This is a genomic window from Yersinia sp. 2542 StPb PI (assembly GCF_048593855.1).
Taxonomy (GTDB): domain Bacteria; phylum Pseudomonadota; class Gammaproteobacteria; order Enterobacterales; family Enterobacteriaceae; genus Yersinia; species Yersinia enterocolitica_E.
The window spans coordinates 1-15,615 of the sequence record NZ_JAZGQA010000107.1 but is presented as its reverse complement, the minus strand read 5'-3'; the positions used below and the strand labels follow the sequence as shown (position 1 = coordinate 15,615).

Here is a 15,615-nt window from a genome sequence, read left to right as displayed (position 1 = left end):
AGTGAAAAAATCGATTTCCGCTAGATCCATAAGCGTGGTTAAAATATATTGCACGCCAAGAAGCAAGGAATAAAGAATAGTCTGTTTATTTATCGACCAGAAGGGAAAGTATACTTTTCATTATTTCTAGTGATAAATCATAAACATTCACATAACAATCAGTTTTAAATTCGCAACAAATGATCAGCGGCGAGTTTATTAAGCATTTGGGAGCATGATCACGGTAGTTTTCACTGCAAATCGCTATCTTGCCGCCAGCAAAAACTATTGTTCTGCCAAGAACACCAAAAATATCCGATATCGCGAATTCATCTTCTTAATATCGGTTAAATTTTGCACTTGACAATTTAGGTATAAAGCACGATTACGGCACCAAAGTAATAACCAGGGCACCAATTTTAAACGAATCGTTTTGACTGAATTTTTCGCCTGATTATGCAACTCGATAATGCATAGCGGGTATCTAACTTTCGGCTCTTAATTTTAAATTAACGTGTTCACAGTGGAGATCTTTATGGACACTACTCAAGCAGGCACTATTGCCTCCCCGGGAAAAGTTTCATCAAGCACATGGCGTAAAAGTGACACCATGTGGATGTTGGGCCTGTACGGTACTGCAATCGGTGCAGGCGTATTGTTCCTGCCTATCAATGCCGGTATCGGCGGTCTTCTGCCGCTGATTGTAATGGCCATCATTGCTTTCCCGATGACCTTCTTTGCTCACCGTGGTCTCTGCCGTTTTGTGCTGTCAGGCAAAAACCCAGGTGAAGACATTACTGAAGTGGTTGAAGAGCACTTTGGTATCGGCGCAGGTAAGTTGATTACCCTGCTTTACTTCTTCGCTATCTACCCGATTTTGTTGGTATACAGTGTGGCAATCACCAACACCGTTGATAGCTTCATTACCCACCAGATGCATCTGCCATCACCACCGCGCGCTATTTTGTCCCTGATTCTGATCGTGGGCCTGATGACTATCGTGCGTTTTGGTGAGCATGCCATTGTAAAAGCAATGAGTATTCTGGTATTCCCGTTTGTTGCGGCATTGATGTTGTTGGCTGTGTACCTGATCCCTAACTGGACCGGTGCAATATTTGAACATGTATCAATGGATGGCAACGGTACTGGTAGCGGTCTTTGGATGACCATGTGGCTGGTTATTCCGGTCATGGTGTTCTCATTCAACCACTCCCCTATCATCTCGGCGTTTGCAGTATCAAAACGTGAAGAGTACGGCGTAGATGCAGAGAAAAAATGTTCACGCATTTTGGCTTTTGCTCACATCATGATGGTTGTCACCGTTATGTTCTTCGTCTTCAGTTGCGTACTGAGCCTGTCTCCTGCGGATCTGGCGGATGCGAAAAGCCAGAACATTTCTATTCTGTCTTACCTGGCTAACCACTTTAATACTCCAATAATTGCCTACATGGCGCCGGTTATTGCCTTTATCGCTATCACCAAGTCTTTCCTGGGTCACTATCTGGGCGCACGTGAAGGCTTTAATGGCATGATGATTAAGTCTCTGCGTAGCAAAGGCAAAACCATCAATCATGACAAACTGAACCGTATTACTGCCCTGTTCATGCTGGTAACAACCTGGATCGTCGCAACCATGAACCCAAGCATTTTGGGTATGATTGAAACCCTGGGTGGCCCAATCATCGCGATGCTGTTGTTCCTGATGCCAATGTACGCAATCCATAAAGTTCCAGCGATGCGTAAGTACAGCGGCCATATCAGCAACGTATTCGTGGTTATCATGGGCCTGATTGCTATCTCTGCAATCTTGTTCAGCCTGTTCGGTAAATGATTCTGAGGCTGGCCAACGTCCCACGGCCAGCCAGTTATCATGGTCTGATGTTGTAAATTGTTTCAAAAACCGGAGCGTCCGCTCCGGCTTCCTACCACGGCAATGTCATCACTTTAATAATTAGAACCTTTAAGGGGCGATATATGGTCAGCGTTTTTGACATTTTCAAGATTGGTATTGGTCCATCCAGCTCTCATACCGTCGGCCCAATGAAGGCTGGCAAGCTGTTTACCGATGACCTAATCGAACTGGGGCATCTTTCTGCCGTCACCCGAATCACTGTTGATGTTTACGGCTCTTTGTCTCTTACCGGTAAAGGCCACCATACCGATATTGCGATTATTATGGGTTTGGCGGGGAATCTGCCTGATACCGTTGATATTGATGCAATCTCTGGTTTTATCCGCGATGTAGAGTTGCGGGAACGTCTGCTGTTGGCAAACGGCAGCCACGAAGTTGATTTCCCGGCCAATGGCGGGATGAACTTCCACAGCACTAACCTGCCATTGCACGAAAATGGTATGACCATCAGCGCTCATGCGGGTGATGACTGTATTTTCAGTAAAACGTATTACTCCATCGGCGGTGGTTTTATTGTCGATGAAGCACACTTTGGTCAGGAAGATAGCCAAGCGATTACTGTGCCTTATCCGTTCAATTCTGCCCGTGACTTGCAAAAGCACTGTAAAGATACCGGTTTATCACTGTCCGGTTTAGTGATGCAAAATGAACTGGCATTGCACAGCAAAGCCGAAATAAGTGCTCACTTTGCCGCAATCTGGGAAGTGATGCGTGCCGGTATTGAGCGCGGCATCAATACTGAAGGGTTATTGCCTGGTCCAATGAAAGTACCACGTCGCGCCGCAGCTTTGCGCCGAATGCTGGTGAGTACCGATAAAAATAACTCAGATCCGATGATGGTTGTCGATTGGATCAATATGTATGCATTAGCCGTCAATGAAGAGAACGCCGCTGGCGGGCGGGTTGTGACTGCCCCGACTAACGGCGCGTGTGGCATTATTCCGGCAGTTTTATCTTACTACGACAAATTCATTCGTCAGGTAAATGAGAACTCATACAGTCGCTACTTCCTGGTCTCTGGTGTGATTGGGGCGCTGTATAAAATGAATGCGTCTATTTCCGGCGCTGAAGTGGGTTGTCAGGGCGAAGTGGGTGTGGCCTGTTCCATGGCCGCAGCAGGCCTGGCTGAGTTGATGGGCGGTAGCCCTGCTCAGGTGTGCATTGCAGCAGAAATCGCGATGGAGCATAACCTGGGGCTGACCTGTGACCCAGTGGCAGGGCAAGTTCAAGTGCCGTGTATTGAGCGTAATGCAATTTCTGCGGTGCAAGCCGTTAACTCTGCGCGCATGGCGCTACGTCGTACTAGCGAACCCAGTGTTTGTCTGGATAAAGTCATCGAAACGATGTATGAAACCGGCAAAGATATGAATTCTAAATACCGCGAAACCTCCCGAGGGGGGTTAGCAATCAAGATCGTTGCCTGTAACTGATTTATCTCAGTGATAGGTCACGTAATAGGCTAAAAGGGCTACTTTTCAGTAGCCCTTTCTCTTATTAATCAATCATCTTCTTTAAACTAACCAAATACGCTACCAAACCATTGACTGAGTTTCATCATCACAAAGTCCCAGATACGACTAAAGAAGCCGCCCTCTTTTACTTCGTTTAATACCACCAGCGGGCGTTGGTCAATCGTCTTGCCATTAAGCTGAAAATCGATGGTTCCGACCACTTGATTTTTGGCCAGCGGCGCACGCAGCTCCGTTTGATCCAACTTATAACTGGCTTTAAGATCCTTCATCTGCCCTTTCGGGATAGTGATAGCGGCATCCTCTGCCACCCCAAGCTCGGCCTCGCCGGTATCACCAAACCACACTTTCTGCGTCACAAAAGGTTTGGTGGCTTTAATCGGCACCACGGTTTCATAGAAACGAAAGCCCCAGGTCAACAGTTTTTCACTTTCACTAAAGCGAACCCGATCACTGGGTGCACCTAACACCACAGAGATCAAACGCATTGGCCCTTCGGTTGCAGATGCGACCAGATTATGCCCCGCACCGGAGGTAAAACCGGTTTTCATGCCATCCACATTGAGATTAGTGCTCCATAGCAGACGATTACGGTTAATCTGACGAATCTTATTAAAAGTGAATTCTTTCTCTTTGTGCAGCGCATACTCTTCCGGCACGTCGCGGATCAGTGCCTGACCTAATACCGCCATATCCCGCGCAGTGCTGTACTGCCCTGGCGCATCAAGACCATGGACGGTCATAAAGTGAGTATTCGCCAGACCCAAGGCTTTGGCGTAGCTGTTCATCAGACCAACAAAACTGTCTTGGCTGCCAGCCACATAATCGGCCAACGCAATACTGGCGTCATTGCCTGACTGAATCACAATACCTTTATTCAAGTCGGACAATTTCACCTGATCGCCCGGTTTCAAAAACATCAGTGAGGAGCCACGTAATGCCGGATTACCCGTAGCCCAGGCATCTTTCCCCACGGTCACTAAATCATCAGGGTGCACTTTCCCCGCTTTAATGGCCTGTCCAATCACATAACTGGACATAATCTTAGTCAAACTGGCCGGATCAAGGCGCTGGTCACTGTTCCCTTCCACCAACACCTTTCCACTGTTGTAATCCATCAGCACATAGGCTTTGGCATCTACCGGGGGAGCAGCCGGGTCTCCAGCCGCATGCGCGGCGGGCAGCACCAAAAGCAATAAGCCAGCACTGAAGGTTAATTTCTTTATCTTAAAGGGGAGGATAAATTTCATCATGAGGTCGCCAGAGTATCCTTGCTAATAATTGGAAATAAGTGGTATTCCCAGAACCAACCACTGTCCAATTAGCGAAAAAATAACGTCTTTTCACTTAGACTGAAATATTAGCTTAGTCATATTTCAGTCCCTTTTCTAAATTTATCCCATTGCTGGCCCAATTGGGCGTAGTTTTACGTTTTGTTTTGTAAAGAGACTGTTTTTTATAAATATCGATGGCTATACGGCTAACCATCTTCCTGTCTGAACATCCTTACACCTAAGCACCTAAACGTCTAAAAAAACATAAACATATAACAAAAGGTAATATAGGCAGGTTATTTGTTCTTTTTAATGCTTAAGCCGCTAGCGCTATTATCCAGCCCATCAGTTGTTATCCAAATTCATGCTGTTAAACAATTTATGCTGTTAAACAAATAATGCTGGAGTATGCAATGGCTATCCCACGCTCGGTACTTGATCTTATCGGCCACACCCCGCTACTGGAACTGACCCACTTTGATACCGGCCCATGCCAACTGTTCGTCAAGCTGGAAAATCAGAATCCCGGTGGGTCGATTAAAGACCGTGTCGCGCTCTCGATGATTGAGCAAGCTGAAAAAGAAGGGTTGCTGCAACCCGGCGGAACCATCATTGAAGCCACCGCTGGCAATACCGGCCTTGGGTTGGCATTGGTAGCGGCGCTAAAAGGTTACAAACTGCTATTAGTGGTACCGGATAAAATGAGCCAGGAGAAAATTTTCCACCTGCGGGCATTGGGCGCACAAGTGCTATTGACCCGCTCAGATGTGGGCAAAGGGCATCCGGCTTATTATCAGGACTATGCTCTGCGTCTGGCGCAGGAAACTCCGGGGGCTTTCTATATCGATCAATTCAATAACCCGGCAAACCCCGCGGCGCACCGGACATCGACCGGCCCTGAGCTGTGGCAACAGATGGATGGGCAGGTCGATGCCATCGTGGTGGGTGTTGGCTCCAGCGGTACCCTGAGCGGCCTGAGCCAATACTTTGCCGAGGTTTCACCCGCCACCGAGTTCGTACTGGCCGATCCTGCGGGATCCATTTTGGCAGATTACGTCGACAGCTCGCAGATTGGCGATGCGGGTAGCTGGCTGGTCGAAGGAATTGGTGAGGATTTTATCCCGCCACTGAGCAACTTTTCTCAGGTAAAAAAATCTTATCGCATCGATGATGCTGAAACCTTCAGCACCGCACGTGCGTTATTGCGGGAAGAAGGGGTACTGGCAGGCTCATCTACCGGCACCCTACTGGCCGCAGCATTACGCTATTGCCGCGAGCAAACCACACCAAAGCGAGTGGTCACCTTCGTTTGCGACAGCGGCAACAAGTACCTGTCCAAAATGTTCAACGATTACTGGCTCATGGAACAAGGTTTGCTGAGCAAGCCCCAGTATGGCGATTTGCGTGATTTCATCACTTATCGTCATGAGGACGGCGCAACAATTTCTGTTTCACCGCAGGACACGCTGGCCGTGGCTCACGCCCGAATGCGCCTGTATGACATCTCCCAGCTACCAGTATTAGACGGCGAAAAAGTGGTCGGGTTAATCGACGAATGGGACTTGCTGAACACCGTACAAGCAGATGCCAGCCATTTCAAATTACCGGCCAGTGCCGCCATGACCCATCAAGTGAACACATTACAAAAAGAGGCCGATTACCGCTCTCTACTGGCAACATTCAATGATGGCCATGTAGCAGTAGTGTTGGATGGAGAGCGTTTCCTTGGCTTGATTACCCGCACTGATGTTTTGAATACCTGGCGTCAAAAGCTGGCTTAATCTTCTCATATTAAGGATTTTTATTATGGCAAAGTTCGATACCTTAACCGTTCATGCCGGTTATACCCCCGATAGCACCGGTGCGGTGATGCCCGCAATTTACGCGACATCCACCTTCGCACAACCCGCTCCTGGCGAGCATACCGGGTATGAATATTCGCGTAGCGGCAACCCAACGCGTACCGCGCTGGAAAAGGCGATTGCGGAACTGGAAGGGGGCACTCGAGGTTACGCCTTCGCCTCTGGTCTGGCAGCCTGTTCAACTGTGCTTGAACTGCTGGATCAGGGTAGCCATATCATTGCCGTGGATGATTTATATGGCGGAACCTATCGCCTGCTGGAAAAAGTTCGCAGCCGAACGGCCGGTTTGCGAGTGACCTATGTCTCCCCTGCGGATACCGAGGCATTAGAACAAGCAATATTGCCAGAAACCAAAATGATCTGGGTGGAGACACCGACCAATCCATTGCTGAAACTGGCTGACCTGGCGGCCATTGCGGCGATTGCCAAAAAGCATCAACTTATCAGTGTGGCCGATAATACCTTCGCCTCCCCTTACATCCAGCGCCCGCTGGAACTGGGCTTTGATATTGTGGTGCATTCCGCCACCAAATACCTTAATGGCCATTCTGATGTGGTCGCTGGCGTCGCGGCGGTGGGCAATAACCCTGAACTGGCAGCACAGTTAGGCTTTCTGCACAATGCGGTGGGCGGAATTTTAGATCCTTTCAGCAGCTTTCTGACGTTACGCGGACTGCGTACCTTGGCATTGCGCATGGCGCGACATAATCACAGTGCCCAGCAGATAGCCGAGTGGCTCGAAGGGCAACCACAAGTTGAAAATGTCTATTACCCTGGGCTGAAAAGCCACCCACAACATGAGCTGGCATCACGGCAAATGGCGGGTTTCGGCGGTATGATTTCTGTGCGATTGAAAGGGGATGATGAATACGCTCGCGCGGTAATCAAACGCTCACATCTGTTTACCCTGGCCGAAAGTTTGGGCGGGGTGGAAAGTTTAATCAGCCAGCCATACAGCATGACTCATGCCTCCATCCCCTTAGAAACCCGGCTGAAACACGGTATTACGCCACAATTACTGCGTTTGTCGGTGGGTATTGAGGATACCGAGGATCTGATTGCGGACTTGGCACAAGCACTAAACGGTTAATCGCCTGCTGACAGGACGTTGCCGCGTTGATAGCGGCAACGTCCATTATTGCGCAGTGAAACCACAGCAATGAATACCGCGGCTGTTATATCAAATATAGGTGATGATAAATTTTAGCGCCGGTGAGCCAACGACCTGACCCATCTATCGCCCAGGCTTTGTACGCCCTGAACCAAAATGACCAATATGATTAATGTCGCTACCATCACTTCATTATTAAAACGTTGATAACCATAACGAATAGCCAAATCACCTAATCCACCGCCACCAATAACACCCGCCATTGATGAGAACCCCACCAGCATCACGACAGTTAAGGTAATGCCGGCCAATAAAGCGGGAAGTGCCTCTGGCAACAGAACTTTTTGAATCACATGGCGTGCCGAACCGCCCATCGATAAAATTGCTTCAATCCGCCCTTTATCCACTTCATCCAAAGCCGCTTCGACCACTCGGGCAAAAAATGGGATGGCTCCCAGAGTAATTGGCACGATGGCAGCGATACTGCCTAACGTGGTGCCGATAATCCAACGGGTAATCGGAATCAACGCAATCAGTAACACCACAAAGGGCATTGAGCGCCCCAAATTAACAATGGCACCGACCAATGTATTCAAGCGCGCGGCAGGCAAAACCCCATTGGGGCGCGAAATAAATAACAACACCCCCAGTGGTAAGCCAATCAATACAGTGAAAAAGGTGGCAATTACCACCATATAGATAGTTTCGCCGGTGGCATTGGTGACCAGTGCCAGCAGATCTTGCCAACTCATGCCGCTGTTCATATCAGTTCTGCCCTCACGCCACGCTCATTAAGAAATTGTAAGACCTCAGCTAAACTCAACCCGCCGTCTGGGTGGCTGAAATCAACCTGCAAACGCCCAACCCGCTGGCCACCTATCGATTCCACCCCACCGCCAAGTAGGGTTACCCCCACGGCATGTTGCTGCGCCAACTCACTGAGCACGGGGGAAGCCGCTAAGGTATCGAAAAAGGTTAGCTCCGCCACTGGCGCACCAGACAACGACGCCGGCCCCCGAGCGGGAAGCAATGAACGCCCTAAACGGGAATGTGTTGATGCCAATAAGTCAGCAATAGCGCCGGTTTCCACCACCCGCCCCCGCTCCAACAATGCTGCGCTATCACAGATGGATTTCACCACCTCCAATTCATGAGTGATCAACACGATGGTCAATCCAAGTTGGCGATTGATATCACTGAGCAATGCCAGGATCGATGCGGTGGTTTCAGGGTCCAGCGCGCTAGTCGCTTCATCAGATAACAGATATGACGGTTTGGCGGCCAGCGCTCGGGCAATTCCCACGCGCTGTTTTTGTCCGCCCGATAACTGCGAGGGGAAAGCATAAGCCTTGTCACTCAAGCCAACCAAATCCAATAACTCAGCAACGCGCTGCTGGCGTTGCGCTTTGGGCATCCCAATAATTTCCAAACCAACAGCAATGTTGTCCCATACATTACGTGAATGAAGTAAATGGAAATTCTGAAAAATCATGCCGATATTTTGCCGTTGCAGCCGCAATTCACGGTCAGAAAGTGTGGTTAATTCCCGGCCATCCACTTGAATACGGCCCGAAGTGGGCCGTTCCAATAGGTTTAGACAACGGATTAAGGTACTTTTACCTGCCCCGCTACGGCCAATAATACCGAACACCGAGCCTGTCGGGATCTCAAGCGAGACCTCCTCCAGGGCCACCATTGGCAGCCCTCCTTGTGGATAGGTTTTACTCAGGCGTTCGATGCTAATCATGATTTAAGGCCTGCCACAGGGATAACTGAACCGGCATATTTTTCAGTGATAAACTTCGCCACTTCGGGTGACTGCAAATCTTTCGCCAATTGTTTGATTCGTGGATCACTGGCCAGCGCGGGGGTGGTGACCAGAATATTGGCATAAGGGTTACCGGCAGCTTTCTCCAGTCCTAATGCATCTTTCGCCGGATTAAGCCCTGCCTCTAACGCATAATTTCCATTAATCACTGCTAAATCAACATCATCCAATGAACGAGGGATTTGCGGTGATTCAATCTCTAAAATTTTCAGGTGTTTTGGATTGTCCGCGATATCCTTCGGCGTCGCCTGATTTTTAGCCGGATCGGTAAAGCCCGGCTTCAAGGTAATCAGCCCCTGATCTTTCAGTAAATAGAGCGCACGGCTGAGGTTAGTCACGTTATTCGGCACCGCTACCGTGCCATTTTGCGGGACATCAGCAAAGGTTTTATGTTTGTGGGAATAGACGCCAAGTGGCTCAATATGCACTGTTGCGGCCACGGCAAATTTTTGCCCCAGCGCCTGCTCCTGGGAGTGCAGATAAGGCACATGCTGGAAGTAGTTGGCATCGACATCACCGTGAGCCAGCAACTCATTCGAGTTCACACCATTGGGGATCTCGATGACTTTCAGATTCAGAGAGGGATCGAGTTTTTGCACAAATTGCAGAATTTCTGCATGAGGAACCGGATCGGCGGCTACCCGCAGCGCTTCGGCTGCCTGTGCTGACAAACTAAAAGAAGACACCCATGCAGTCAGTAAGGTGGCACTAATCAGGCCGGAAATACGTGTTTTAGTCATTATCATCATCCCAAAAATAAAGTTTTTAATTCAAGCTACCCAAAAATCCGCGCGCCAGGCAGATTGCCAGCAGACGATCCGCGATGAACTTATCCAGCCCCTACAGCTTCAATTGCGCAGGGTAGTAACGCTCGGCAACATCGGGGTGAGAGCGCAAACGGCCCTTGAGATAATTAAGCCCAACATCACGAAACAGCGGGTTATTAGGATCACTGGCAGGCCCACGCGCTTGCGCCACCAGCGGCGCTGGCAGTTGATACAACGGAACCACCGCATCCAGACGCGCCCCCAGGAAGAAAGCGATAGATAACCGGTCTGTACCGGCAGGAGGTGTTTCCACCCGGTGTACCGTAGCACGCAGATAACCATTACTGGCCAGCTCCAGCAGCTCTCCAATATTGACCACGAAGGTGCCGGGTCGTGGTGTGGCATCAATCCAGCGCCCGTCCTCCACCTCCACCTGCAAGCCACGTTGCTGGTCTTGCAATAAGAAACTGAGGAAACCGGAGTCTTTATGCGCACCGACCCCCTGCCCGCTTTGCGTGGTTTCACGCCCCGGATAGCGAATTAGCTTGATATGTTCATTGGGTTTATCGCCATACAACTCATCAAATGCATGTTCATCCAGTTCCAATGCCAGAGCGAAAGCCCGCAGCAAACGCAGCGCCATGCCGGTCATTTCCCGCTGCCATTGCAGTATTGTTGGTTTTAATTCCGGCAGAGCCTCGGGCCACTGGTTTGGCCCTTGTAGCCGTGCCCAACTTGGCGTGCCCGGCATTTGCGGTAATGGGGCTCTTTCAGCACCAATATCGAACTGTTCACGCCAGTCCGGCTGGCCTCGTGTTAACTCAGAGGCCGCACGGTTATAGCCACGAAAATGTGGCGAGCGCACCATGGCCACCGCCAGTTTGTCCTCATCAGGCAAGGCAAAAAATTCACGGGATAAGGTTTGGATTTGTTGTAATAACGCGGGGTCAATGCCATGTCCGGTGAGATAAAAGAATCCGATATCTCGTGCGGCATGGCGTAAATCGACTAAGAATGCCTGACGTTCAGTTTCACTGCCATTAAGCAGGGAAAGATCCAATAGTGGTAATGTGTTGGCAGATAATGGGTTAACCGCGGTTGGGTTAACAAATAATGGGTTGCTTAGTGTTTGATGACTCATGTTTCACTCCAGGATTTTCAGTCGGTTGCTTTTTTTGCTCAGAACCAATGAAAACTGGACAACCATATAAACGAATAATCAGCATAATCAGCTCCTGGGCTGTGGGGTGAAAGCAGACAGACGACAACACTCTTTCTTTAGCCATCGGGCGTTTAGTGACAAACCGCGTTAATAACCTGTCATTTAAGGATAAAAAGCAGTTTTAAGAGCGTTCTCGACTAGATACTTAACAATCTATATCCAAACGATATAAACAATTAACACCGAAACTGAGTAACTCACCAATATCAATCCGTTCTATGTTATTTCTTTCATTACTGATAACAATGCCGTATCACCAGCCCTGCAACATCGAAAACCAGAGTCATTACGTTGTCTTAATATTCAGATAATCTGCCATCCATAACTGTATAGGGGTGAGCTAGCAACCCTGCCGTGCTAAGTAAGCTTCCATGTTTTGCTAGAAAGTATTAGCTTAACGGTTGATACCCTTTTTTCCGTCGGGGAATTTCAGATGTCCAGCACATGCACTGTTAAGTTTCACTTCAATCTTTCTGTCAGCCGGGAGGTGGCTTAATGGATTTGGCCCTGTTTGATCTCGATGAAACGCTGATCAGCGATGATAGCTCCGGCCTTTGGTTACGCTGGCTGGTTGATAAAGGGCTGGCTCCTGCTGAGCTGGCAGAACAAGAACAGTATTTGATGAAACAGTACTATCAAGGGCAGATGTCGATGTCCTGTTATATGGAATCAACATTGTCGCCCTTAATCGGCAAACATACGGCTGAAGTTGCTGGCTGGGTTGAGCGTTTTATCGAGCGAGATATTCTGCCACGAATTTATCCGCAAGCCAGGAAGCTACTGGCCTGGCACCGTAATCGCGGTGATTACATCGTGATTATTTCAGCTACCGGCGAACATTTGGTTACCCCTATTGCGCAGCATTTCTCTGCCAATGCAGCATTATCTATCGGTGTTGCGGTGGAGGATAACCGCTACACCGGCAAGACCTATGGCACCCTGACTTACCGTGAAGGCAAAGTAGAACGGTTAAAACAGTGGCTCATGGCGTCGCCTCAGTTAGATTTTCAGCATACCTACGGTTACAGCGACTCGATTAATGACAAGCCGCTGCTGGAATATGTTGATCATGCGGCAGTGATTAATCCCGGTAATGAATTAGTGGATTTGGCAATATTGCATGACTGGGATATCCACCATTGGCAACGGCGTTAAATAACGCTGTTTCAGGGGCGTTGGTAGATAAAAATCAAATAAATAGAGAGAATTATATGCTGACTGTTTGGGGTAGGAATAACTCGACCAATGTCAAAAAAGTACTTTGGTGTTTAGAAGAATTGGGTATCAGCTATCAGCGCATTGATGTCGGTGGCCAATATGGCAAGCTCAATGACCCCCTGTATCGCTCAATGAATCCAAATGGCCTGATCCCTTGCCTGCAAGATGGAGACTTCATCCTGTGGGAGTCCAATACGATTGTCCGCTATCTGGCCGCACAATACGGCGATAGTGCACTTTATTTACCTGATGCACAGTTACGCGCAGGGGCAGAAAAGTGGATGGATTGGGCCACCTCCAGCATGGTGGAGCCGTTTAAAGCGGTGTTTATCGGATTGGTACGCACCCCTCCAGAACAGCAGGATAAAGTGAAAATTGCTCAGGGTATGACACAACTCAATACCCTGATGGCAATTGCCGATCACGCACTTGAGAAACAAGCGTATCTGTCTGGCGATAAATTCGGTATTGGGGATATCCCGTTAGGGTGCCTGGCCTATGCCTGGTTTAACCTGTCGATCGAACGTCCATCACTGCCGAGTTTACAGCGGTGGTATCACAGCGTGTCACAACGCGCTGCATTCAAAAAAGTGATTGATATTGGCCTGAGTTAATTATGTAGGAGGAGCCTCAAAAGGCTCCTTAATCCCGAATCACTTGCACAAGTAAGTGATTCGGGTGAGCTAACGCCGCTAACACCCCTGTGGCTTCAAGGACAAAGGGAGTACCCAAAGTCATTGGAGTCACAGGTAGGCAGCAAGCGAACAAATCCCGATGAGCTTACTCAGTCAAGTGATTCGGGTGAGTGAACGCCGCTAACACCCCTGTGGCTTCAAGGACAAAGGGAAATTAGAAATCGTAGCTGGCACCAACCATATAACGGCGCCCATCCAGCACTTTATCGTTAACTTCGATATCCACTCGTTTATCCAGTACGTTATACACGCCGCCCATCAAACGGAACTCTTTGGTCAGTTGATAGTTAGCCCCTAAATCGACAAAAGTGTAAGACGGCGTTTTATTGCCCATACTGGTACGATCAAGATACTCTGATGTTCTACCCCGGTAGTTAGCCCGAACCCAGGTGGCTAATTCTTCATTTGCCTGCCAGTTCAGCGTACCGTTCAACATGTGCTTAGGCATCTGGTTCAACGGTTGACCCGAGAATTGCCCACTTTTCTGCTCAGATTGAGTAAAGGTGTAGTTCGATGTCAGTGACCAGGCTTTATTGATTTCCCAACCGAAAGTCGCTTCCACACCACGGGTCATGCCTTTATCCACGTTGGTGCGATCACTAATAAATTTATAGCTGGTACCATTGATCATACATTGGCCGGACGCATTGCCCGTGGTATCAGTACAACGGCGTACCTCGGTGATTTTATCTTTAAAATCAGTATTAAACAGTGTCACACCGGCATTCATACCTTCCTGATCATCCCACAGCACACCAATTTCCTGGCTGAGACTTCTTTCTGGTTTCAGGTTGGCATTACCGACAATGATAGCAGGATCACCCCGACCACCGCCGGTGATTTGCCCCCAGTTTTCCGTGGCCTGACGCAAGTCAGGTGAACGATAGCCACCGGATACCCCGCCCTTTAATGTCCATTGTTCAGCCAGATGCCAGACACCGTACAGACGTGGTGTCCAGTGAGTACCATAGTTTTCGTCCTGATCCATACGGACACCGCCGGTCAGCGCGAAATCATTGGTCATCTGCCATTCATCTTCTGCAAATAACGCCCAACTCCAACGGGTCAATTTAGTCAAATCTTTGGCGGAGGCTAATTGATTACCCTTGTCATTCAGCTCTTCATAACGATATTGACCGCCAAGAATTAAAGTATGGCTATCGAACAGGAATGAGGTTTGGCTATTAAAGATATTATCAACACTCTTCATGTCACGTGATGGATTACGGGTTTCATCTCGTTGAACATAGCTGGTTGAATTACCGAAATCATAATAACCGTGGTGGGTAATCGCATAATTATTACGGTCATATTGCACGTCACTGCTTTTACCGGTTAATGCCACTGAACGCCCGGCGGTTGAGTTTCGGTCCTGCACATAATGGCCGATATCAAAATCAAATTCGTTTTTATCATCAGGAGTCAGGGTAAATGTTGCCGCACCGTTTCTCATGCGCTGTTCATTGTAGCCATCGATTATCTTATCTTCGCTACGATGCGAGAGAAGCCCGCTAACTTTCAATCCCAGCAAGCCATCAATTAATGGACCAGAAGCGTAAGCATTGGTCTGATATATATCGCCGGAGTCTGAATCCTCCTGCAAGGTGGCATCTGCGCGCACCGTGCCTTGCCACTCTTTACCCACCTTCCGGGTAATGACGTTGATTACCCCCCCCATGGCATCCGAACCATATAAAGAGGACATCGGGCCACGTACAACTTCAATACGCTCAATGGCGGCAAGTGGTGGCAGCCAGCCTTGCTCAATCCCTGAACCGTCGCTGTTAGGGCGGGTGCCACGGGTATCAACACGTTTACCATCCACCAGAATCAGGGTGTATTTAGCGGACATGCCACGAATACTGATATCACTGTGGCTACCACCACCGGTGACAACAACGCCGGGAACATCTTTCAGCGCATCGGTAATATCACGGTAGGCTTTATTTTCAATCTGCTCGCGGGTAACCACAGAAATAGATGCCGCAGAATCTTGAATGCGTTGTTGGAAACCGGATGCCGTGACAACCATGGTGTCGGTTGCCGTGGTATTTTTTGTTTCAGCGGCGGATGCCTGAGATGAGATAATTGCAGCTATCACTAATGCCGCACAGTGAGATTTTCTAAAACCCTTGTTAACCTTAACCATTACACGATCTCCATGAGGTGTAAATTTATCAACAACCTTTTCCGCAGGCGTTTTTTACTTGCAGCAATGCCGCCTGGCGGACAGGTGAAAATTTATTTTTTATTAATGTCGGCAATAGCTCACCACAGC

The 15,615-nt window shown here is 48.8% G+C and carries 12 protein-coding genes; 6 read left to right on the top strand and 6 right to left on the bottom strand.

All coding sequences use genetic code 11. The features are described from left to right. Positions 1 to 514 precede the first annotated feature (514 nt). Complete coding sequence (locus V1952_RS13690) at positions 515 to 1,810, top strand: HAAAP family serine/threonine permease (protein WP_083158393.1); 1,296 nt, start codon at positions 515 to 517, stop codon at positions 1,808 to 1,810. Positions 1,811 to 1,953: 143 nt separating this feature from the next. Next, on the top strand, positions 1,954 to 3,321 hold the full coding sequence (locus V1952_RS13685; protein WP_420071793.1) for an L-serine ammonia-lyase: 1,368 nt from the start codon (positions 1,954 to 1,956) through the stop codon (positions 3,319 to 3,321). Positions 3,322 to 3,407: 86 nt separating this feature from the next. Here the strand turns inward: V1952_RS13685 and V1952_RS13680 are convergent, their stop codons facing one another. Next, a complete protein-coding gene (locus V1952_RS13680; RefSeq protein WP_420071794.1) occupies positions 3,408 to 4,613 on the bottom strand; it encodes a serine hydrolase in 1,206 nt (401 codons plus the stop codon). A 434-nt stretch (positions 4,614 to 5,047) separates the two neighbouring features. Between V1952_RS13680 and V1952_RS13675 the strand changes: the two genes are divergently transcribed. After that, the gene (locus tag V1952_RS13675; RefSeq protein WP_420074927.1) at positions 5,048 to 6,415 is read left to right on the top strand and encodes a pyridoxal-phosphate dependent enzyme; all 1,368 of its coding nucleotides are present in this window, start codon (positions 5,048 to 5,050) and stop codon (positions 6,413 to 6,415) included. 25 nt (positions 6,416 to 6,440) lie between these two features. Continuing rightward, positions 6,441 to 7,586 (top strand): trans-sulfuration enzyme family protein, encoded by a 1,146-nt coding sequence (locus V1952_RS13670; RefSeq protein WP_372559368.1) that lies wholly within the window; start codon positions 6,441 to 6,443, stop codon positions 7,584 to 7,586. 113 nt (positions 7,587 to 7,699) lie between these two features. On the opposite strand, the gene V1952_RS13665 is transcribed toward V1952_RS13670, so the two are convergent. The 4 genes from V1952_RS13665 to V1952_RS13650 all read right to left on the bottom strand — a co-directional run bounded on the left by V1952_RS13665 (position 7,700) and on the right by V1952_RS13650 (position 11,343). After that, positions 7,700 to 8,371: a methionine ABC transporter permease gene (locus tag V1952_RS13665; RefSeq protein WP_420074926.1), complete on the bottom strand. Its 672-nt coding sequence runs from the start codon at positions 8,369 to 8,371 to the stop codon at positions 7,700 to 7,702. Then, the gene (locus tag V1952_RS13660) at positions 8,368 to 9,354 is read right to left on the bottom strand and encodes a methionine ABC transporter ATP-binding protein (protein ID WP_372559370.1); all 987 of its coding nucleotides are present in this window, start codon (positions 9,352 to 9,354) and stop codon (positions 8,368 to 8,370) included. The genes V1952_RS13665 and V1952_RS13660 overlap by 4 nt, the downstream gene beginning before the upstream one ends. Further along, on the bottom strand, positions 9,351 to 10,175 hold the full coding sequence (locus V1952_RS13655) for a MetQ/NlpA family ABC transporter substrate-binding protein (RefSeq protein WP_083158386.1): 825 nt from the start codon (positions 10,173 to 10,175) through the stop codon (positions 9,351 to 9,353). The genes V1952_RS13660 and V1952_RS13655 overlap by 4 nt, the downstream gene beginning before the upstream one ends. 100 nt (positions 10,176 to 10,275) lie before the next feature. Continuing rightward, positions 10,276 to 11,343, bottom strand: coding sequence for an isopenicillin N synthase family dioxygenase (locus V1952_RS13650; protein WP_420074925.1), 1,068 nt, complete (start codon positions 11,341 to 11,343; stop codon positions 10,276 to 10,278). A gap of 576 nt (positions 11,344 to 11,919) precedes the next feature. On the opposite strand from V1952_RS13650, the gene V1952_RS13645 reads away from it, so the two are divergent. Beyond that, positions 11,920 to 12,579: an HAD family hydrolase gene (locus V1952_RS13645; RefSeq protein ID WP_372559372.1), complete on the top strand. Its 660-nt coding sequence runs from the start codon at positions 11,920 to 11,922 to the stop codon at positions 12,577 to 12,579. 56 nt (positions 12,580 to 12,635) lie between these two features. Then, the gene (locus tag V1952_RS13640; RefSeq protein WP_083158384.1) at positions 12,636 to 13,256 is read left to right on the top strand and encodes a glutathione S-transferase; all 621 of its coding nucleotides are present in this window, start codon (positions 12,636 to 12,638) and stop codon (positions 13,254 to 13,256) included. Positions 13,257 to 13,491: 235 nt separating this feature from the next. On the opposite strand, the gene V1952_RS13635 is transcribed toward V1952_RS13640, so the two are convergent. Further along, positions 13,492 to 15,486 (bottom strand): ligand-gated channel protein, encoded by a 1,995-nt coding sequence (locus tag V1952_RS13635; RefSeq protein ID WP_420074924.1) that lies wholly within the window; start codon positions 15,484 to 15,486, stop codon positions 13,492 to 13,494. Between the last annotated feature and the right edge of the window lie 129 nt (positions 15,487 to 15,615).